We start from the raw sequence: 21,056 nt of genomic DNA, 5'->3' as shown, positions 1-21,056 counted from the left end.
TGCTGATGTCCTCTGATTGTTGTTGTCTGCCTTCCCTTATTTGCCTCCTTTCTCCTCCTTGTACCCCCAACACCCAACCCCTAATCCCCACACACTAAGCTAAATATTATGCGAGTTTCTTCTGCAGCAATTTTTACTTTAGCGACCTTGGCAGCTAGTAATGCCACTCAACAAGCAATGGCTGCACCCGCCCAAAATTCTATTCAAACTGAAAAAGCAACTAAATTAATAGTTCCGGTGATTGAAGACTCGCCAGCACGGGTAGAAGCGGTTTCAGCACCGGAGACTGTAGTTGCCCAACAATTTTCTCAAAATCCTGTAGTTGTGCAAAGAGGGGTGAATAACAACTCCGCAGTTATGGTAACTCCGGAACAGGGTAATAAGAAGAATGTACCAGTTGTACTTCCTACTCCACCTGTGATTGTTCGCACGCCTGCTGCACCTGTTTCTCTTAACCAAGGAACAAAGGGGAATGCTAAAGTAACAACTCCTAACACTTCCACCCCAAAGGTAACGCCAGTTGTTACGCCTCCAGCCGCGACTCCCCCAGCAATTGACAATAATTTAGTTGTCACCGCCACAGATGTGCAGATATTAGGTGCAAGTCAGGAATTACAACAGATAGTTCGCCAAGTAATTAAGACCCAAAAAGGCGGCGATACTAGTCAAAGCCAGCTGCAAAAAGATGTAGCAGCAATTTTGAATACAGGTTTATTTACTAGCGCTAATGTCAGTAGCCGCACTACACCAGCCGGGTTGAATGTAGTGTATCAGGTACAACCCATAGTAGTGCGATCGCTGCAGCTTTCTGGAGCGAAGGTGCTGACTTATCAAGTTGCTTTAGCACCATTCCAATCGCAAATTGGTGCTGTGATTAGTCCGGCTGCACTCCAGCAAGCAGTACAACAAATTAATAAATGGTATGCCGATAACGGTTACAACTTAGCGCGGGTGATGTCAATTAAACCCAACCGCGAAGGAATTCTGACTGTGAATGTTGCCGAAGGTTTGGTAGGGGATATTAAGTTTCGCTTTCTCAACGATGATGGTCAAAGCGTTGATAGCAAAGGTAATCCCGTTAGTGGGCGTACTAAACCAGATTTTATTCGCCAACAACTCAAACTCAAACCTGGTCAAATTTTCCAAGAAAATACTGTTAGGCAAGATGTGCAACAACTATATCGCACAGGCTTATTTGAAACTGTGAATGTAGCTTTAGAAGGGGATGCCAACAAGGTAGATTTAGTCTACGAACTCAAAGAAACTGGGGCCCGTGCAGTTAACGTTGGTGGTAGTTATAACGCTGACCAAGGAGTTTTAGGTACATTAACTTATCAAGACCAGAATGTTGGCGGTAAGAATAATACTTTGGGTTTAAATGTTGGTGTGGGGTTGCGCGACTTCCAATTTGATACCAAATATACAAGTCCTTATCGCGAAACTAGCCCTGATACCCTAGGATATACAATCAATGCCTTTCGCCGTCGGGAACTCTCAACGACATTTGATGATGAAGTCCCATTACCAAATGGTGACAGAGCTAGAGAAGGGCGAATTGGTGGTAGTGTGAGCCTGCAACGCCCCATTGATGGTTGGGATACATCTTTAGGATTTAACTATAACCGAATTAGTATCCGCGATCGCCAAGGTAATCTCACCCCAACTGATGCCAAAGGAAATGCTTTAACTGCCAGTGGTACAGGTATTGATGACTTAACAACAGTATCTTTTACCGCCACCAAAGACCAACGCAATAACCCCCTCAATCCCACTCAAGGTTCTGTTCTCAAACTCAGCACAGAACAATCAATTCCCGTCGGTCAAGGGAATATATCGATGAATCGCGTCACAGCGAATTATAGCCAGTATGTACCATTACAGATATTTTCTAGCAAACAACCACAAGTATTTGCCGTAAATCTGCAAGCTGGAACAGTTTTAGGGAATTTGCCACCTTATGAAAGCTTTAACTTAGGCGGTTCTAATTCCGTGCGCGGTTACAATACTGGGGATGTAGGAAATGGTCGCAGTTATGTACTAGCTTCCGCAGAATATCGCTTTCCGCTTGTCTCAGCAGTGGGTGGTGTATTATTTGCTGACTTTGCCTCCGATTTAGGTTCTGGTAGTAGCGTTATAGGAGATCCCGCCGGTGTACGCGGTAAGCCAGGTACTGGTTTTGGTTATGGTGCAGGGGTGCGTTTCGACTCGCCCTTGGGCTTAATTCGGGCTGACTATGGTATTAACGACCAAGGAGAAAGCCGTGTACATTTCGGTATCGGACAACGCTTTTAAAAAAAGTATGAAAGTGGTTAACAGTCAACAGTCAACAGTCAACAGTCAACAGTCAACAGTCAACAGTCAACAATCAACAGTCAACAGTCAACAGTCAACAGTCAACAGTCAACAGTCAACAGTCAACAGTCAACAGTCAACAGTCAACAGTCAACAGTCAACAATCAAAATCGAATATTTTTATCTGGAAGTCTTTGAGATCAGAATACTTCATCCTTTCATTTAGCAATGTATTATGAAAAAGACAAAACTGTTGCGATAATAGGGAGGTTTTAGCACTGAGGGGAGAGAAGATTTCTCAAGAAATCCCTTAAGACTCAGGATTCAGTACTTATCTGCTCACTCAGGACTTAGGACTCAGAACTCACAGAATCAAAAATCTTTATGTTAGCAGGTACAACTTTACAGGGTGGAAAATATACCCTTAACCAAGAAATCGGACGTGGTGGCTTTGGCATTACGTTTAAAGCTACGCATCATTACTTAGGTCAGGAAGTAGTGATGAAAACCATTAATGAAAGGCTGCGACAACATCCTGATTTTGCCAAGTTCGAGCGCCAATTCCAAGATGAGGCCAGAAGATTAGCTACTTGTGTCCACCCTAATATTGTGCGGGTCAGTGACTTTTTTGTCGAGGCTGGTTTACCTTACATGGTAATGGAATATATTCCCGGCGACACCTTAGGAGATGCATTTGTCTTACCAGGAATACCGTTACCAGAAGCCAGCGCAATTCATTACATCCGGCAAATTGCCGCCGCTTTACAGGTAGTACATAACAATGGTTTGCTGCACCGCGATGTCAAACCAGATAATATCATCCTGCGCCAAGGCACTCAAGAAGTCGTGCTGATTGATTTTGGCATCGCCAGAGAATTTAACGGTGGTGTCAAACAAACACACACAGGCATGGTTTCGGAAGGCTATTCTCCCATTGAACAGTATCTCACCCAAGCGCCACGCACACCCGCTACAGATGTTTATGGCTTGGCTGCGACATTATATGCATTGTTGACTGGGCAAGTACCCATACCGGCATTATTGCGCGATCGCGAACAAATGCCATCTCCCCGGGAACTACAACCACACCTGAGTGCTGCTGTTAATCAAGCGGTGATGCGGGGAATGGCGGTAGAATCTCGCTTCCGTCCAGCCACAGTTGGGGAATGGATCAAACTCCTCCCAGGTAATACGGGAACCGTAGCCACACCTTCCGCACCGACTCATACAGTGGCGACTATTAATTTATCGTTGCAAGAACAAGAAAATTTATTTGGCAATACTGGCAAAAAACTAATTACTGTGCCAACTAACCTTAAAAATGCCAGAGAACTAGCACAAAAACTAGCAAAATCTAAAGTATTTCTTGGCACTAGTGTAGCAGTGATTGCCGCTACTGCTGGGTTTGGCATTACTAGTATGTTGCCCAAATCTCAACCCCAGCCGCAGGAATCTTCACCGCCGCTTTTCTCGCAACCCACACAAGAGCAAACACCGCAAACGCCTGTAGCAGATACAACGCCATCACCTACTAGTGAAGAAACTAAAACCTCTACATCCTCTGAGGTCAGACCAGTTTCTACCTCTTCACGACGCAGGCGTTATCGTCGCGTTTCTCAAGAAGAATCTGCCCAAACTAATACTAATAAAACATCTCAAGAAGAAACTTCATCAAACCGTAGTTCTGAACAACCCGCACCTACGCCTAGCCCTGCGGCTACATCATCTTTAGTAGAAAAATTACGGGCTTACCAATCATCTCGGAAAGCTTCCCCTGCACCAGCAGTTAATAATTCACCTTCTACTAAAAAAGATTCTGCTGCACCTCGCACAGAGAAGCAGTCAAATCCTGTAGTTATACCACCTTCTCCCGCAGCACCAGACACAAAACGTTCAGATCCTCCGGCTGTGGTGGTTCCCACTCAAGAAGTGAAACAAAATTCCAGTAGTGATAATTCGCCAAAGGTGGAGAAGTCAACGGAGAAACCAGTGGAAGAGAATAATTAAACGCTATGCGGGGATTGGTGTTTGGTAATGGGTAATGGGTAATGGGTAATGGGTAATGGGTAATGGGTAATGGGAATTTCTCCCTCATCTCCCTCATTTCTGAACCAGCCGATCGCGATCGCACAATCGAATGCTGGAACCGTTCATCTCAATGATTCCTTCTTGAGTGAGTTTATAGAAGGCGCGGGAGAGGGTTTCGGGAATCGTTCCTAAAAGTGCGGCGAGTTGTCGTTTGGATAAATCGAGTTCGACGACATCATTACCGATGCGATCGCTTAATTTTAATAAATAGTTTCCCAAGCGTTCCGGGACTTCCTGAAACGACAGGGTATCAACCAAATAGGTTAACTTTCGCAAGTGGCGTGCAAAGGTTGCCAAAATTGCGATCGCTAAATCTGGATGTTGTTGGATTACCATCAAGAATGCTTTTCGTGGCACAAATACCACCTCAGAATTCTCAATTGCTGCTGCTGAGGCTGGATAATTTCCGCCATCAAAGGTAGGTACTTCGGCAAAATGTTCTTCGGCTGTAAATATATGCAGAATTTGCTCTTTGCCATCTTTTGCGACTTTAAAGACTTTAATTCTGCCAGATTTAACGATAAAGAATCCTGTACATTCATCTCCTTCTAAAAAAATGGTCTTTCCTCTTTTATAAGTTTGTACGATCGCAATATTCGCTAAAGCTTGCAGTTGCTCATCCAAAACATTCTGAAAAATCTGTGTTTTTCGCAAAAACTCTTGAATTTCTAAGACACGTTCACTAACACTCATATTATTGAATTTTCGAGGTTGGATGATTAATTAACTTCTATATATTGCTGCTGTGAATATATTTATTACATCCTTCTTATAGCAGTTTTATGATATTTTCGTCACCTACTAATTTTTGATTATACAAATTTATGTAAAGAGTTAAGAAATACTAAATTGTTATACTCCCAGGTTAATCTATTCCTTATTTTAAATCAGAGATTTATATAAATATTTTTGGATTTTACGCGGACATTTAATGTTGTGCAAAAACGCAAATAAAAGTTTTTAAATTAATTTAAACGTATTAAATATGTTTATTATTTATAATGAGTACGCTTAAATTTGTATTATTAAAAATAAAATTACTTAAAACTAAATATTACAGTCACAGCATTGCAAGAGTTACGAATATATTAGGCTTAAGTCGTGAACTTAAAATTGCAATACTCTATACCAAATTAAATAATATTTGCGACACATCAATAATATTGCCCTCATCCCCTAACCCCTTCTCCCCCTGGAGAAGGGGAACTAAATCTCTTGCTCCCCTCTCCTGGTGGGAGAGGGGCTGGGGGTGAGGGCAGAACGTTGTCGCCAAGCGGGTTTCACCTTAAGTTGACACCAATGGGCACTGCCTTGCCCCTACAATCTGTCGCATTCTTTTTTCAAATTAGTATTAGCTTTTTATTTTAAAAAAAACTCTAGTTTTTAAATTGAATGAAGTTTCAATTGACTAATAAAAGCAAATTAATATTTCATCAATTAACGCAATTGGATGGGAGAAGTGGAAATCTTATAACAATTCAAATAATGTTTGCCACAAATAACTTCGTTGTATAGGCACTATAGGAATCAGATTTGATTGCTGAAAAAATCTTAGATGCGTTACCCTAGCGCTAACGCATCCTACTGGACTGACACAGCTAAAATGTTGCAATAATTTTTCTTGTGGGGTGGACATCTTGTCCGCCCTGGACGGGTGAGACACCCATCCCACAAGAGTTTTTTATGCACTATTTTAGCCTTGTCACGCTACTACCAAAGTTATTGTATTTAGCAGCGTGAACAGCGTTGTAATTAATGTGATGCAAACACTGCTAAATCGGTTTCAGGGTCAAAAAAGTGAATTTTATCTGGAATTAGCGATAACCATAATTGATCGCCAATACTGACTAATCTTTCTGATGGTACTCGCACTTGTAGATAATCACCTATGTTAGCTGTGGGAGATTCAGTAAGTCTGACGCTGAGAAAACTATCGTTACCGAGATTTTCTACTAAATCTACTTGCACAGGGAGATTTTTTGTAGCAGGTACGCTAACGTTAAAATGCTCGGGACGCACACCTAAAATTAGAGTTTGTCCATCATATTTTTGCAAAGCTGCTCCCCAAATTTCTGGTAAAGTCAAACGAAATTGGGAATGGGTAATTAATAAGGGAGCCTGAAATTTTACAGGAATAAAATTCATTGGTGGTGAACCAATAAATTCGGCAACAAAGCGATTAGCTGGGCGATTATAAAGTTCCAAGGGAGAAGCCACTTGCTGAATTTGTCCTTGATTCATAATCGCAATGCGATCGCCCATCGTCATCGCTTCTGTTTGATCGTGGGTGACGTAAATTGTGGTTGTCCCTAACTGGCGCTGTAATTTCACAATTTGCGCGCGGGTTTCTGCACGCAGTTTCGCATCTAAATTAGATAGCGGCTCATCCATTAAAAATACTTGAGGATTGCGGGCGATCGCTCTTCCTAATGCAACTCGCTGTCTTTGTCCCCCAGATAGCTGTTTCGGTAGGCGATTCAGCAAGGCTTCAATTTGCAATAATTGAGCCACATTCCGCACCTTACGATCTACTTCCCGTTCTTTGTCGGAAATGTAACGCAGTCCTTTCGGTAAATTGCGCGTCATCCCTACAAACAGGTGTTCCACCCAAGGGGGAAGGTGGGGGGATGAGGAAGATGAGGGGGATGAGGGGGATAATACTTGCTCGTCTGGTGGAGTTTCAAAGCGGCGACGGAGTCCAAAGGCGATGTTGTCGTACACCGACATGTGAGGATAAAGGGCGTAATTTTGAAACACCATTGCAATGTCTCGTTCTTTGGGTGGTAGATCGTTGACTAAGCGATCGCCTACCCAAATATTGCCGCCTGTCATCGTTTCTAAGCCAGCAATTAACCGCAGTAGGGTACTTTTACCGCAACCAGAAGGCCCCACAAGCACCATAAATTCCCCATCTGCGATCGTCAGGTTAATGCGCCGCAAAACGCTGATATTTTCTGGACGTTCTGGCTGTGCATCGCTTTTCTTGCCAGAATCTAAAGCCAATGGGGGTGGCGAGGCGATACCTTCCCCTTTGCGAGGGGGAAAACTTTTATAAATGTTTTCTAATATAACTTGAGACACGAGTATTAATGATTCTCATTGGTTATCAGTCATTAGTCATTGGGCACTAGACAAACAACAAATGACTAAGACAACAGACAAAGACACAGAACTGACGCAACTGGTACACCCATCTTCTGGTTTAAGAGTCAATAGTCAAGGGTCAAGTGTCAAAAATTTATTTAGGTTTTTTGACCCTTGACCCTGGACAGCCTAAACGAAAAAAATGTGACACTTGCGTAAGTCCTAAGACAGTTAGCCCTGATTTTACACATTCCACCTGAATACGAAAAGTTAAAAAACTGGCTTTCCGTATCCAAAGGAAACTAACCTTGATTTTAGGGCTTTCTGAAGGTCAGATTATGACAAACTCTGTATCCGAAAATCCTGCTCCAGAGCCAACGGTTAATCCTGTTCATGACATTGTAGACGTAAAAACCACCGATTGTTGCATTGTTGGTGGTGGCCCGGCTGGGGCTGTGTTGGCACTGTTGTTAGCACGTCAAGGCATTCCTGTAATGCTATTAGAAGCACACAAAGACTTTGATCGCGACTTTCGGGGTGATACGATTCACCCCTCAGTCATGGAAATTATGGAGGAATTGGGGTTAAGCGATCGCTTGCTGCAATTACCCCATACGAAAATTCGCCAACTTCAGATTCAAACTGCCCAAGATAGTGTCACTTTGGCAGATTTTAGCCACCTAAAAACTAATTACCCATACATTACAATGCTTCCCCAAGTGAAATTCTTAGAATTTATCACCCAAGAAGCGCAGAAATATCCTAATTTTCAGTTAGTAATGGGGGCAAATGTCCAAGAATTAATTGTAGAAGATGGGGTAATTCAGGGTGTACGTTATCGCGGCGGCGGCGGTTGGCATGAAATTCGCGCGAAACTTACTGTTGGTGCAGATGGTCGCCATTCTAAACTGAGACAACTGGGTGAATTTGAATCAATAGAAACTTCCCCACCAATGGATGTCCTCTGGTTCCGCCTCCCCCGCCAGCCAGAAGACGCAGAAGGCGGAATGGGGCGAATTTCCCAAGGACACATTCTCGTCATGCTTGATCGGGGTGAAGAATGGCAGATTGCTTATGTAATTCCCAAAGACGGTTATCAAAAACTACGTGCTGCTGGCTTAGAGGAATTAAAAAAATCTGTTGTGGAAGTTGTACCAGAGTTAAGCGATCGCATTTCTAATTTACATGATTGGTCACAAGTCGCTTTTCTTTCCGTAGAATCCAGCCGCGTCAAGCGCTGGTATCGTCAAGGATTGCTACTGATAGGTGATGCGGCTCATGTTATGTCTCCCGTAGGTGGCGTTGGAATTAACTACGCTATTCAAGATGCTGTCGTCACAGCCAATGCGATTAGTAAACCACTAAAAAATCAGAATTTAAGCATTCAAGACTTAGCAAAAGTACAGCGTCAACGAGAATTACCCACAAGAATCATTCAAGGATTTCAAACCTTGATCCAAAAACAGATATTTGCCCGCATTCTCACCTCTGATCAAACCTTCCAACCGCCTGCTTTTCTGCGCTTACCTATCTTGCGTGACTTTCCAGCACGTTTCATCGGCTTAGGCGTTTTCCCTGTTCATGTAAATATATAGGGGATGGGGCATTGGGCATTGGGCATAGAGGATGGGTGAAGAGAGAATAGTTAAGAGATGGGCTGGAAATTTTGGTTTCAAAGGTGCAACTTTCAGGCATAAAGGTTCAGCTTTCAGGCTTAAGGGATTTCCAAGAAATAAATTATTCCATCTTGTGGGGCGGGCATCTTGCCCGCCACATAAACTGGGCGGACAAGATGTCCACCCCACAATACATACTGGGATATTTTTTTATTTGGAAGTCCCTAAAGCCTCAACTTTCAGGTTCAAAGGTGCAACTTTCAAGCTCAAAAGCTCAACTTCCAGGCTTAAAGCCTCAACTTCCAGGCTTAAAGCCTCAACTTTCAAGCTCAAAGGCTCAACTTCCAGGCTTAAAGCCTCAACTTCCAGGCTTAAAGCCTCAACTTCCAGGCTTAAAGGCTCAACTTCCAGGCTCAAAGCCTCAACTTCCAAGTTCAAAGCCTCAACTTCCAGGCTCAAAAGCTCAACTTTCAGGTTCAAAGGCGCAACTTTCAAGCTCAAAGGCTCAACTTTCAGGCTCAAAGGCTCAAACTTCAGCCTTCAAGATTCAACTACTAGGCTTTATGGCTCAAAGTACATTCTCTTTTGACCAAAAATTGCGTCCTGCTTCTGTTGTCCCGTGATAATTTCTGTGTGAAACCACAGACATGATGGTACAATTATACTACTCAGTTGTAGAATCAATGCTTGCTTAAGTCAGGCGAAGGTTGCGAAAGCATCCATCGCTTGGCTTTTATGCTAAAACTGACTGAAAATGAAGAATGTCTGTCAAAAATGCAAAACTTAAAAATATATATAGAGTAGGTTGGTGTCTTGAAAGCAAAATATGTCAGATTTTTTGAGGAAAAAGGGTAAGGGTGAAGGGGTAAGGGTTATTTCCCTGTTCCCATTAACTTTTTCCCCTCCGGATATAGTTCTGTTTATTTGTCATCATCTACTTAATCAGTAGAGCTACATAATTAAAGAACTTCCAAGTAAAAAAATTTTATTGCTATTGTTGACTGTTGACCGTTGACTGTTAACTGTGAACCGTCAACAGTCAACAGTCAACAGTCAACAGTCAACAACTTGAACGAAATAATTTATTTTTTGGAGTTCCCTAAAACTCGACTTTCTAACTAGCAAGTTTAATTATCAGGAGGACTTTCATGAATAGCTGTGTTTTGATGGCGGAAATTATTCAGGAACCGCAACTACGCTATACATCAGATAACTTAGCAGTCACGGAAATGCTGGTGCAGTTTCCTAATTCTCAGCGTCCAGAAGATGCACCAGCAACTTTGAAAGTTGTAGGGTGGGGGAATTTAGCCTCAGAAATTCAGCAAAACTATCATCAAGGCGATCGCGTCATTTTGGTAGGAAGATTGGGGATGAATACTATTGATCGCCCAGAAGGTTTTAAGGAAAAACGGGCGGAATTGACTGTACAGCAAATCCAAAATGTTGGCGGTAGTTTTAATCTCAGTTCACCGCCAGTAGTCACAGAAACTTACTCACCACCAGCCGCAGCACCTGTCGCCCCGACTCCTCAACCAGCAGCTAGTTATGATTCACCTCGCCCAGCACCAGCCCCAGCTACTAGCACAGCTAACGTTGCGCCCAGAGTGAAGAATCCCGAACCCATACCCCAACCTGCTAATTTTGAACGGACTACTTATCCCGCAGTCGAAGAACCGAATATCGATGATATTCCCTTCTAAGCAACCGCACACAATAGAAGTTGGGAAAAGGAGAAGGGGGAAGGGGGAAAGGTTTTGTCTTTTTCCCTTCCCCACCTCTTGCAAAAGGTCTAATGAATAACGGATGTCAGGAATGAGTGATTTGTGACAAACAAAACTCAAATATCCCCGACATCCGTTATATTTTATGTATTCTCTTTTGTTATTAGCCATAAGCTATCACTTAAAATTCATAACTCAGAACTCTTGTACAGACGCGATTAATCGCGTCTCTCCAACTCAGAACTCTTGTACAGACGCGATTAATCGCGTCTCTCCAACTCAGCACTCAAAATCGCTGTTAAACTCCAAATAACTATTAGTAAAACTTTTTAACTACACTCCTATGAGAGAAACTATCCTAGAGGTTCGCAATCTCCAAGTTGAATTTTCCAGTGATGGCAATACCCTCAAAGCCGTTGATGGGATTTCATTTCAACTCCATCGGGGCGAAACTTTAGGAATAGTGGGAGAGTCCGGGAGTGGTAAATCAGTCACATCCCTTGCAGTCATGGGTTTGTTGCAAAGTCCCGGTAGAGTGACTGGCGGGGAAATTTGGTTTACTCATCAAGAGAATAACCCACCCATCAACTTAGCAGAGTTACCGCCTGAGCAAATGCAGCTATACCGAGGCGGCGACATAGCTATGATTTTCCAAGAACCCATGAGTTCGCTCAACCCAGTTTATAACATTGGGTTTCAGCTAACAGAAGCGATTATGCGACATCAAGAGGTGTCACCATCACAAGCGCGACAAATTGCGATCGCGGGTTTGCAAGAAGTTAAACTCCTCCCCAGCGATGAACAAATAGCCCAGCAATATCTCGATACTTGGAGTCAAACTAACTCCAAATCACCCAAACCCGAAGGGCAAAAACTGGCAGATTTGGTGAAGCAGCATAAAGAATCGATGCTAGAACGCTACCCTCACGAGCTTTCTGGGGGTCAGTTACAACGGGTGATGATTGCAATGGCAATTTCTTGTAACCCATTGTTATTGATTGCTGACGAACCAACTACAGCCCTAGATGTCACAGTGCAAGCAACAATTCTGGAATTGATGCGAGAATTGCAGCAAAGTCGCGACATGGCAATGATATTTATTACCCATGACTTGGGATTAATTGCGGAAATTGCTGATCAAGTAGCGGTAATGTATAGAGGGAAAATTGTTGAATATAATACAGCCACAGAAATTTTTAGTAATCCTCAACATCCATATACTAAAGGTTTAGTCGCTTGCCGCCCTACACTCACCCGCCATCCCCAAAAACTCCTGACTGTTTCCGACTACATGAGTGTGGAAGATAGTCCCACAGGTCAATTAGTAATTCAAGCGAAAGCACCTTCACCACCGCCAGAAGTTACCAGCGAAGAAATAGTTAAAAGATTGGCAGACCTCGATAAAAAGCAACCCTTATTAGAAGTTCGCAACCTCAAAGTTGGCTTCCCTGTAAAAGGCTTGCTAGGCGGCATCAAACGCTACACTATGGCCGTAAATAACGTTTCCTTTGAAGTAAAACCAGGCGAAACAGTGGGATTAGTAGGCGAATCTGGTTGCGGTAAAACCACTCTGGGCAGAACATTACTGCGCTTAATTGAACCGATGAGTGGTCAAATCATGTTCGAGGGACAAGATATTACCTCCCTCAAAGGTGAACCGTTGCAAAAACTCCGCCGGGAAATGCAAATAGTCTTCCAAAATCCCTTTAGTTCCCTTGATCCAAGAATGAAAGTTGGAGAAGCGATCGCAGAACCATTGGTAATTCATTATGTAGGGAAAACAAAGCGACAACGCCAAGAACGTGTAGTTGAACTTTTAGAACGGGTAGGATTGGGTGCAGATGCAATCAACCGTTATCCTCACCAGTTTTCTGGAGGTCAACGTCAGAGAATTTGTATTGCCCGTTCTTTGGCATTAAATCCCAAGTTTATTATTTGTGATGAATCGGTATCTGCACTGGATGTCTCTGTACAAGCCCAAGTCTTGAATCTCCTCAAAGAATTGCAAGAAGATTTTCAACTAACTTATATCTTCATTTCCCATGATTTAAGCGTAGTGAAATTTATGAGCGATCGCATTTTAGTCATGAATCGCGGTCAAATTGTCGAACAAGGTACAGCCCAAAGTATCTACCTCGAACCCAAAGAAGAATATACGCAAAACTTAATCGCCGCAATTCCCACAGGTAGCCCCGAACGCCGACAAAATCGCCTACAGGCATCTTAAGCAGAAATAATAGTCCAGGGTCAAGAGTCCAAACAGTTTTTGAATCTTGACTTTTGACAACCTAAGCACTGAATCTTCAACATATAGCCCAATACAGTTCAGTTAGAGTGTTCCAAAAAATAAACGATCCAAAACCTGTCATTGCGAGCGAAACGGAGTGTAGCGTTCGCGTAGCGTCTCGCAGAGAAGCAATCTCAGCCCTTGCGATTGCTACCCTGCGGGAACGCTACGCGAACATTCCGCTTCGCTCCATTCGCAATGACAATTGAGCATTTTTTTACTTGGAGTACTCTTAAGAAAATTAATTGACAACAAAACCAAAAAACTAGTTAGGGCTTGCTGAAAAAGTCATTCCAAGGCAAGAGAAAAATTGACTCAGTAGTCAGGGAAGAGCAAATATAAGTTTTTGTTGTCTGCAATCAAACGGAACATCACTTTTGCTAATAAAAGAAGTGAAAAAAGATGTAATGTTGAAAAATTGGCATAAAAATTCCCAAAAAAGCCGTGAAACAAGGGTAGAAAGATTCATGACTAAAAAAGTAATAGCAATAGCAGTGACAGAGGTATGAGGAAGTTTAGCCATGACTCTACCCAAGCTAAATCTTCGTTTACCTTGTCCGAATTTACCCTCAATAGAGTTACGAATTAGCTCATCTTCTCGTGCTTGTTTCTTTTTTTCAGGACTGACATTTTTAGGTGGTCTCCCTAAAGGTGGCCCACTAATTCTAATTCCTCTTTCTTGACACCAAGAGCGGTTGTCTCTAGTGCGATAAATTTTATCAACATGAACTGATTGAGGATAATACCCGGTGTAGTTTTTGTAGGCTTCTACTTGTGATTTTAAGTCGCCTGATTCGTTAAAATTATCCCAACTAATATGGTCTAAAAATACATAGCCATCATAGCAACTAGCTGAAAGCTTTGCCCCAAACTCTACTTTTTTTCCAGCTTTACCACGGACTATCGGACGAATGTGTGGTTGATTTAAACTGACAATACGGTCTTCTATACTAATTTTTTTATTTTCATATAACCAAAGTTGTTGACGATAAATTTCTGCTACTACCAGTAATTTCTTATATTGCCTATTACTCAGGTTGAAGAGTGACGCACCTAACTCCATTAGCTGCTGAATGTGAACTAAATTTCTTTTGATATATTGTAGTTGCCGTTTAATGGCTTTCCTTCTTTCTTTAATGGTCGGTTTTCTTTTTTTGGCTACCAATAAGTAATTCTTTCTAGCTATATTTCTATAGGTTCTCGGTTTTTTGATACTCTTTAACAAGAGGGAGTTATATAAAATATCTATAATTGTTTCTGTATGCTTTCTGGCTTGATTTAATAATCCTAAGTCTGTGGGATAACTGATATCCGCTGGCGCACAACTCGCATCTAATATTAATTTTCCCCGATTGGTCGGCTCATTTTTTAAATCCTCGGTTTCTGACTTTTTTGATTTTACTTCTACCTCCTCTTTACTTTCTAACACTTGCTTGACTATTTCTCGATTCAGTTTGTTAACTAATTTTATATCTATTCTTTCTCTAAAGTGAACTAACATTGACGCATCAAATGGGGCATTATTGCTATAGCAAGACATTCCTATAAAGTATTGCAGATAGGGATTCTCCCTAATTTGCTCTACTGTCTCCCTATCACTTATGCCTAGTTTTTCTTTAATTATTAATGCCCCTAATGCCATCCTAAATGTTTTGGCTGGCGCGCCCATTTCTGCTGAAAATATTGCTGCGTACTCTGCTTCAAATTCTGACCAAGGTATCATCTCCGCCATGATTACCCAACGGTTATCTGAGGCTAGTTTTCCCCCAAAGGGTAGTTCAAAGTCTTCTGCTGCTGTTTCTTGCTTTTGCGCTTTTCGATACATATCAACGCAACTTGCTACAAGGGTTTTTACTTACTTTATCCTTTTTCCTTGCACTTTATTCTCTTTTGTCCCCCCAAATCTCTTGATTTATCTAGGTTTTTTGTTTATTCTGCAAGCCCTAGTTACTCAACAAAAAACGCAACAATAATTTTGGAGGGGGTTTGGGGGACGCAACCGTCCGAAGTTTTGTGGAAGGAAACCTTCCCCACAAACTTCACCCAATCGGGGGTTTGGGGGAGAATCCCCCAATTGAGCTAGCTTTTTACACAACTGACAAATCAATCACTAATGAACTTATCTGAACTGTATTGACATATAGCCAACACAGAAGACTTTTTTCTGTAGCCTGAATAAAAGCTTCAAAATCACTCCCTCGTGTTCATTGGATAGCGTCATCTCGTGCTGAACATCCCTCGTAATAGCTAAAATAAAAGCGCCAGTGAATACGGTGTAAAAGCTGGCGCTGGTGTTATCGGTATTTGTGGAAGCATAATCTTATGCCATGTGTTGATGATACGCTAGTATGGCAAGCCCCCCTGCGGGTTTCACCCCTAGCGGACTTTGTACTGATTGGTCATGAAACAGCACGAATTTATACACATTAACTACATTAAAAATCTTGAATAAGGTAATTCGTAATTAATAATTCGTAACATCCTGTGGCAATATTGCTCGGTTAAGGATTTTCAACTTTTAATTTGGTTTGGGGAAAAGGTTAAAGGGTAAGGGTTAAAGGTTTTTTCGTGCCACTTTTCCCCTTCCCCTTTTGCCCTTAACCAACAAGTATTGCATCCTGTGGGTTCGCCTTGAATCTGTCTCATTGAGAGTAGCTGCTACGCGTCTACGTAATTAAACACAGTTATAGATGTGGTCAAAATTTTCTGTCTAAAAAAAGAGTGCTTTTTTGCAGTTACGTGCAGACAAGGCGTAATCAACAGCGACAATTACCAATTACCAATTACCAATTACCAATTACCAATTAATATTTCCTAATTACAATCCTACCCAAATATTTCCTTCTTCTACACGAGTAGGAAATACGGGTACTGATTTTTCTTTAGAAACCATACCCATCAACTTGTTAATACCAGGCGGAAAGGTAATCCATTCAGTAGGGTTGCCAGTGGCAAGGTCAAAAGCACTACGGTGAAATGGACAGACGATCGCACCATCATCTGTGATTTTACCCTTCTTCAAAGGTAGCTTCATGTGGGGGCAAGAATTTTCTAGGGCGTAGATTTGGTTATTGTGGTGAACTAATAAGATATTGCGTTGTTCTACTTTTACCACTTTGCGATCGTTAAGTGGCAGTTCATTTTCGGGAAGAACCTTAATCCAGTTCATAAATACCTCGATACCTCGCTGAACATCATCTACAGGGGTGCTGCTTGATGGAAGACTTTGGAATATTCTGCTCTTTTAGCCATCAACAAGCTGATTAACTACAATCATTTCACAAGTGTGTAGCTCTAGTTCTCAACTCAGACAATGTTCATAACTGTTTAGCCGCACACAGAGAACAAACCTGCCAACGCTGAAGTTCGCCAGGTGGGGTAGGACACTGACATTGAGGACAAAGCGGTAAACCATGCGATCGCATTTGCATAACTTTTGCCCAATGCCCGAAAGCCGCATTGGGATTAGTAGTATGAGGCTTGGTATCTTGAACAGAATTACTTTTATCACCCAAATAACTGGGATGTTCGCTTGGTGAAACCGTTAGTTGCGGCTTCTCTGGTTCTGGAGATGATTGCCAACCAGCTGTAGAAAAGCGGATATCTACCAAAGGCGTTGGCAACTTTTCATTCAACTTCAAAATTAGCTTTTGACGTGAAAAAGTCAGATTTTGCGCCCAAGCCGCGCTAGAAGTTGCCACCCGCAGGACATCGCGTTGAATAGATAATGGTCGAGTATGTGCAGCAACCACTGTACCAACCACCTCCGCCCAACATTGCAGCAAGCGTTGAAAAGGTTGTTCCTGCCACTGAGTTTGTTGTTCGAGACCACTTAAAATATCATTAACTGAGTTAAACGACATCTTAACTAAAGGCTGTTGGTGTAGCGTCTTCGATAGGAGAAGGCTGAAGTATTAAGTATAAACTGGTTGCAGCTGGAACTTTTGACAATTGCGATCGCCTATAACAAGAGCATAAAAATATTTTTTCCTACTATTAAATTCCTCTCCTCTAGTATGCCGATTTATGGGCCAGATCAAATTAATTTTGCAGGTGTGAATGGCGATCGCTATTGGTTTTATGAGCCATATCCTTATACTGGGATAGCTAATATCGATGAACGTTTAAGCAGCTTTCCCGTAGCTGTGTTTTTACCACCACATCGCCCGCTACAGCAAACACCTCTGGTGATTGGTTTACAGGGTATGAGTGCCCCTTATGGTTGGAATGCTTTTATTGTGCCTACACTAACGCAAATGGGTATTGCTGTAGCTTTATTTGATACCCCCTTTGCTGGTGGACGCAGCTTAGTACGCACCTTCACAGCTACGATCCAAAATGAGATTCAGCCATTAATTGCTCAAAATATTTCCTTTGATACGGCGTTGCTTTTAAGTATATTTCGTAGTACTGCCAGTAACATTGCCAGTATTCATAACTTTTGTGGCGATCGCTATCATCTCAGCGATCGCCGACTGGCTTTGTTTGGGGTAAGTATGGGAGTTTTACTTTCTGCCTACGCGTTTACCGCAAAAGGTTTGGGGGACAGACTATTGGGGGCTATTGGTCATGCCGATCTGCAATCTTTTGCTAACAGTTGGGGCTATTGGTTATTGCCTGATTTAGCCGCCTCACCTTTGGGTGGATTCGCCGTAAGGCTGTTAACCAGATTACAGCCTGAGTTAACACCTGTAGTGAAGCTTTTACAATTAGCCAAAAATCTTAAATATCATGATGAATATGCTTGGGAATGCAACCCCATGAATTATGTTGAGCAAGTCAAGCTACCGCGTCGGGTTCGCTTTTTAGTTGGTGCTAACGATCCCATTGTTCGGGTTCGAGATACTCGTACTTGTGCTGAGAAATTCCCCGATGGTGCTTGTTATATTGTCCCAGGAATGGGGCATGGTACTAGACAATGGGGGCCAGCATTTGTTGACCATGTCCGTTATTTTTTGACTACTCAACTAGGTGATTGGCAAAGTTAAGAATTTCAGAATTAGCTGAGAATAAGAATGATGTCCAAATATTTTTAGAAGGGAAAAAGTAACGAGAAAAAAGGACAACCTTTACCCTTTCACCTTTCCCCTTTTCCCTAAAAAATTTGACATAGTTTGGTATGACAAAAAAATCCCAACAGCCATTAATTATTGCGGCAGAATTTGCGATCGCCATCATGTTCAGGGTACTGCCAAGAATAAGCGAAATGGCTCACTCCCTTGAGTTGGGGGGCAAATTGCCGGAGTGCTTGCATCTGTACTTCCAAAGATGGACGATTACTAATCGAATCTCCCCATTTACCTGCTAAGGCGGGAATGATTTGTGTACCCGGTTTTGCCATACTCACAACCCGTTGTACTTGGGAGACAATACAACTGACATCTCCACAGTTGGCATAAGCCATAGGATGCCATTGCATAGTACTAGGGAAGCGATCCCAAGGCTGTAACCGCGAATCATAGCCTTGTCCTAAAGTTTGGTTACCTTCAGGGAAAAACACCACTCCCGAGGGAATACCTTGTTCCTGTGCTGGATGACTTGCTAAGGCAACAAAATCTAAGATACCTTGCATGGCGTGGGCAACAGCTAGCTGCCATAAATCCCATTGCAACAGAGGTTGTTTATCGATGGGATTGATAATTGATTTTTGCGTTGCGGATAAAGTTCTACCTTGCCATAAAGGTTCTTGTTCTTGAGGATATAGTTGATCGACCTCTGCAATATCTGCAGCCGTAATATATCCTTTACCTAAAAAGCGGCGAATTAAGTCTAAACCTTTATTATTTTGGGCACGACGAAATAAAGCTTCTTGGGTAGCAGTAGTAAATAACCATAAATCTGTCACTTTAGTGGCGATAGAATCACTACCAGCTTGCCGGGGATAGCGTACATAATCAAATAGCAATCCATCTGGACGACGGCGCACTACTTCTTGCACCATTTGGTAATAGTCGCGTTTTGCCTGTAGGTTATAGGGGTCAATAAATACTTGAGTGCCGTTATCAACAACATATAAGCTAGTTTGACCTTTGCCATTACGGGCGATCGCCCCTTCTCTGTCTGGACGACGGGCATAGCTATAGCCAAAGTTGACGGTATACATCCAGGCGTAAACCTTTAAACCTCGCTGTCGTGCTTTGTTAATAGCAGTTGTTAGTAGATCTACTTTTTGTGAACCTGGAGTGTTGATCACAGAAGGCCAAATTGTAGGATTAGAAGCTGCTGGTAAAAGTACCCGGCCATCATAAAACACTTCCAAATAAACTTGGTTATAGCCAAGGTTGACAATTCTATCCATAGTTTTGTCCAGTATTCCCGGCTGCATATCACAGGGATACAAACGCAACCAAACTGCTTGAATTTGCGGCCAGGTACGATTACGGCAATCCTGTAATTCCTTCGCCTGTTGTTTTAATAGCTGCTGGTAGCGCTTTTGGGCATCTGGATTGCCTCTAAGTGCTAAAAGACGTAAATTTTCTTTTGATTGTGCTGCTGTAGGTGATAGATGGCAGTATTCTCCCAGTTGCGCCTGCGCTGGCTGAATACCAAAGTTAGGAATTAATAAACTACTACTAAAAACTGCAGCTAACAGGCGGCGAAAAAACAAGGTTGACTGGGTGACTTTCACTGGAAGGTTGGACATACTTCAAGGTAGCAAAGCAAAACGGTAGACTTCTTATATAAGTTGGACAAGGATAAAGGTAAAGTCACTGATCAAAGAAATGAAATTATTCATTCTCTAATAATTGTTTCTCTAAATCTTGGCAAAGCAACTTGTACAAGCAAAATAATCATTAACCCTCAGGGGTTGTCTCAATAGTTGTCGGTTAAGGGGAAAAGGGACAAGAAAAAACCTTTAACTCATCGTTCGCGTAATCGATTCTGAAAATAAAGAATTCATCAAAATGGTTAAAAGGCTTACAACAAAAGGATTAATCGCATCAAACTTTTATCCATATACCCTTTAGAGGCGTGGTTAGTTCACAGTGCGATGACGGTGCGATCGCACCGATACATTCAGATTCCTACTGAAATCTTTGAGGGAAATCGGGTAAGTGTAAGCTTTCTATTCTGATTACCAAAACCAAAGCTATATATAGTAGGAATTTCATGGTTTTTTGGGAATTAATTATTTCCGATTTGGATTACGCGAATGGTGAGCTTTAACCCTTACCCTTTCACCTTTTACCCAAACCAAATTGCGAGTTGAAAATTCTTAACCGAGTAGTATTGGGGGCTAGCTTAGGTTTACATAGATAAAAATCTATGGTAAAAAATAGGGGTTTTGAAGCCTAATTGTGAAAGACTCCCAAACCCCTATTTCAGTTGCCGAATTTTGTTATGCGAGTAAATCAAATTTGTTTGAAAAACTCTGCTAAGAATAATTTTGTGTTAGCAAATTTTTGCAAAATGCAAAAGCGATTTACCTGATTCAACTAAACTTAACAAAGCTGCCAAGAGTCTCAATTAATAAGAAACTCTTGACTCTGCTTGTCAGGATGTTAAGCACCACGTTTCAGCGCTGCTTCTACCTGATTAAACTCTTGTTCTAGACGGTCTTTGAGCTTTTGTGGCACGGGGCGATTTGGGTAAGAGCTATAATGTCCAGCTAAGGAGTTTAAAGCTGTTCGCATCGTGGTAAAAGAACTCAAAGTAGAAACAGAGTTAGACCGTTGGTAACGAGCTGAAAAATCGTTTATTTTTTGACGCGCTTCTGTTTGAACTGCTGCTTTATTTGGTGAGTCTTCTGATAACTCTAGGACATTTCTCAAAATCCCGACTACCGCTAAGGTGTCTTGACGATAATCTCCTGTTAAACTATCAGGACTAGAACAGCCCATTAAGCTGATGCTTACAACCAAAAGCAGAGCAAGCAGACGCGACCAATAGCGCTTCATAAGCATTAAGTAAAACAACTCATAAATCAACGTCAATACTATCTTGGATTGGTATCTTGGGGATCATGAG

General features: G+C 42.0%; 15 protein-coding genes. 7 read left to right on the top strand and 8 right to left on the bottom strand.

What is annotated here, in order from left to right; genetic code table 11:
- Nucleotides 1-108: 108 nt before the first annotated feature.
- The 3 genes from HGR01_RS07680 to HGR01_RS07670 all read left to right on the top strand — a co-directional run bounded on the left by HGR01_RS07680 (nt 109) and on the right by HGR01_RS07670 (nt 4,299).
- A complete protein-coding gene (locus HGR01_RS07680) occupies nt 109-2,292 on the top strand; it encodes an outer membrane protein assembly factor (RefSeq protein ID WP_045869052.1) in 2,184 nt (727 codons plus the stop codon).
- A gap of 7 nt (nt 2,293-2,299) precedes the next feature.
- The gene (locus HGR01_RS07675) at nt 2,300-2,518 is read left to right on the top strand and encodes a hypothetical protein (protein WP_045869053.1); all 219 of its coding nucleotides are present in this window, start codon (nt 2,300-2,302) and stop codon (nt 2,516-2,518) included.
- Between the two features lie 158 nt (nt 2,519-2,676).
- Nucleotides 2,677-4,299 carry a serine/threonine protein kinase gene (locus HGR01_RS07670; protein WP_045869054.1) on the top strand — a complete coding sequence of 541 codons (1,623 nt, stop codon included), beginning with the start codon at nt 2,677-2,679 and terminating at the stop codon, nt 4,297-4,299.
- A 93-nt stretch (nt 4,300-4,392) separates the two neighbouring features.
- Here HGR01_RS07670 and HGR01_RS07665 read toward each other — a convergent pair whose 3' ends face one another.
- Nucleotides 4,393-5,073: a Crp/Fnr family transcriptional regulator gene (locus tag HGR01_RS07665; RefSeq protein ID WP_045869055.1), complete on the bottom strand. Its 681-nt coding sequence runs from the start codon at nt 5,071-5,073 to the stop codon at nt 4,393-4,395.
- Between the two features lie 1,059 nt (nt 5,074-6,132).
- Complete coding sequence (locus tag HGR01_RS07660) at nt 6,133-7,461, bottom strand: ABC transporter ATP-binding protein (RefSeq protein WP_045869056.1); 1,329 nt, start codon at nt 7,459-7,461, stop codon at nt 6,133-6,135.
- A gap of 341 nt (nt 7,462-7,802) precedes the next feature.
- On the opposite strand from HGR01_RS07660, the gene HGR01_RS07655 reads away from it, so the two are divergent.
- Nucleotides 7,803-9,059 (top strand): FAD-dependent oxidoreductase, encoded by a 1,257-nt coding sequence (locus tag HGR01_RS07655; protein ID WP_045869624.1) that lies wholly within the window; start codon nt 7,803-7,805, stop codon nt 9,057-9,059.
- Between the two features lie 231 nt (nt 9,060-9,290).
- Here HGR01_RS07655 and HGR01_RS07650 read toward each other — a convergent pair whose 3' ends face one another.
- Nucleotides 9,291-9,602: a hypothetical protein gene (locus HGR01_RS07650; protein ID WP_045869057.1), complete on the bottom strand. Its 312-nt coding sequence runs from the start codon at nt 9,600-9,602 to the stop codon at nt 9,291-9,293.
- Between the two features lie 626 nt (nt 9,603-10,228).
- On the opposite strand from HGR01_RS07650, the gene HGR01_RS07645 reads away from it, so the two are divergent.
- Both HGR01_RS07645 and HGR01_RS07640 read left to right on the top strand, forming a co-directional pair.
- Nucleotides 10,229-10,780 carry a single-stranded DNA-binding protein gene (locus HGR01_RS07645; protein ID WP_045869058.1) on the top strand — a complete coding sequence of 184 codons (552 nt, stop codon included), beginning with the start codon at nt 10,229-10,231 and terminating at the stop codon, nt 10,778-10,780.
- 364 nt (nt 10,781-11,144) lie between these two features.
- Nucleotides 11,145-13,028 (top strand): ABC transporter ATP-binding protein, encoded by a 1,884-nt coding sequence (locus tag HGR01_RS07640; RefSeq protein ID WP_045869059.1) that lies wholly within the window; start codon nt 11,145-11,147, stop codon nt 13,026-13,028.
- A gap of 382 nt (nt 13,029-13,410) precedes the next feature.
- Here HGR01_RS07640 and HGR01_RS07635 read toward each other — a convergent pair whose 3' ends face one another.
- The 3 genes from HGR01_RS07635 to HGR01_RS07625 all read right to left on the bottom strand — a co-directional run bounded on the left by HGR01_RS07635 (nt 13,411) and on the right by HGR01_RS07625 (nt 16,951).
- On the bottom strand, nt 13,411-14,913 hold the full coding sequence (locus HGR01_RS07635; RefSeq protein WP_045869909.1) for an IS5 family transposase: 1,503 nt from the start codon (nt 14,911-14,913) through the stop codon (nt 13,411-13,413).
- Between the two features lie 993 nt (nt 14,914-15,906).
- A complete protein-coding gene (locus HGR01_RS07630) occupies nt 15,907-16,257 on the bottom strand; it encodes a Rieske (2Fe-2S) protein (RefSeq protein ID WP_045869060.1) in 351 nt (116 codons plus the stop codon).
- 148 nt (nt 16,258-16,405) lie between these two features.
- Nucleotides 16,406-16,951, bottom strand: coding sequence for a DUF721 domain-containing protein (locus HGR01_RS07625; protein ID WP_045869061.1), 546 nt, complete (start codon nt 16,949-16,951; stop codon nt 16,406-16,408).
- Nucleotides 16,952-17,104: 153 nt separating this feature from the next.
- On the opposite strand from HGR01_RS07625, the gene HGR01_RS07620 reads away from it, so the two are divergent.
- Nucleotides 17,105-18,076, top strand: a complete 972-nt coding sequence (locus tag HGR01_RS07620) for a hypothetical protein (RefSeq protein ID WP_045869062.1) — start codon at nt 17,105-17,107, stop codon at nt 18,074-18,076.
- 155 nt (nt 18,077-18,231) lie between these two features.
- On the opposite strand, the gene HGR01_RS07615 is transcribed toward HGR01_RS07620, so the two are convergent.
- Together HGR01_RS07615 and psb27 are read right to left on the bottom strand one after the other, a co-directional pair.
- Nucleotides 18,232-19,731, bottom strand: a complete 1,500-nt coding sequence (locus tag HGR01_RS07615) for a family 10 glycosylhydrolase (protein WP_096622049.1) — start codon at nt 19,729-19,731, stop codon at nt 18,232-18,234.
- Nucleotides 19,732-20,590: 859 nt separating this feature from the next.
- Nucleotides 20,591-20,986 (bottom strand): photosystem II protein Psb27, encoded by a 396-nt coding sequence (psb27, locus tag HGR01_RS07610; RefSeq protein WP_045869064.1) that lies wholly within the window; start codon nt 20,984-20,986, stop codon nt 20,591-20,593.
- Nucleotides 20,987-21,056: the final 70 nt, after the last annotated feature.

Origin of the sequence: Tolypothrix sp. PCC 7712 (assembly GCF_025860405.1) — a bacterium.
In the GTDB taxonomy this organism is placed as follows: domain Bacteria; phylum Cyanobacteriota; class Cyanobacteriia; order Cyanobacteriales; family Nostocaceae; genus Aulosira; species Aulosira diplosiphon.
This window is presented reverse-complemented; position numbering and strand designations above follow the sequence as displayed.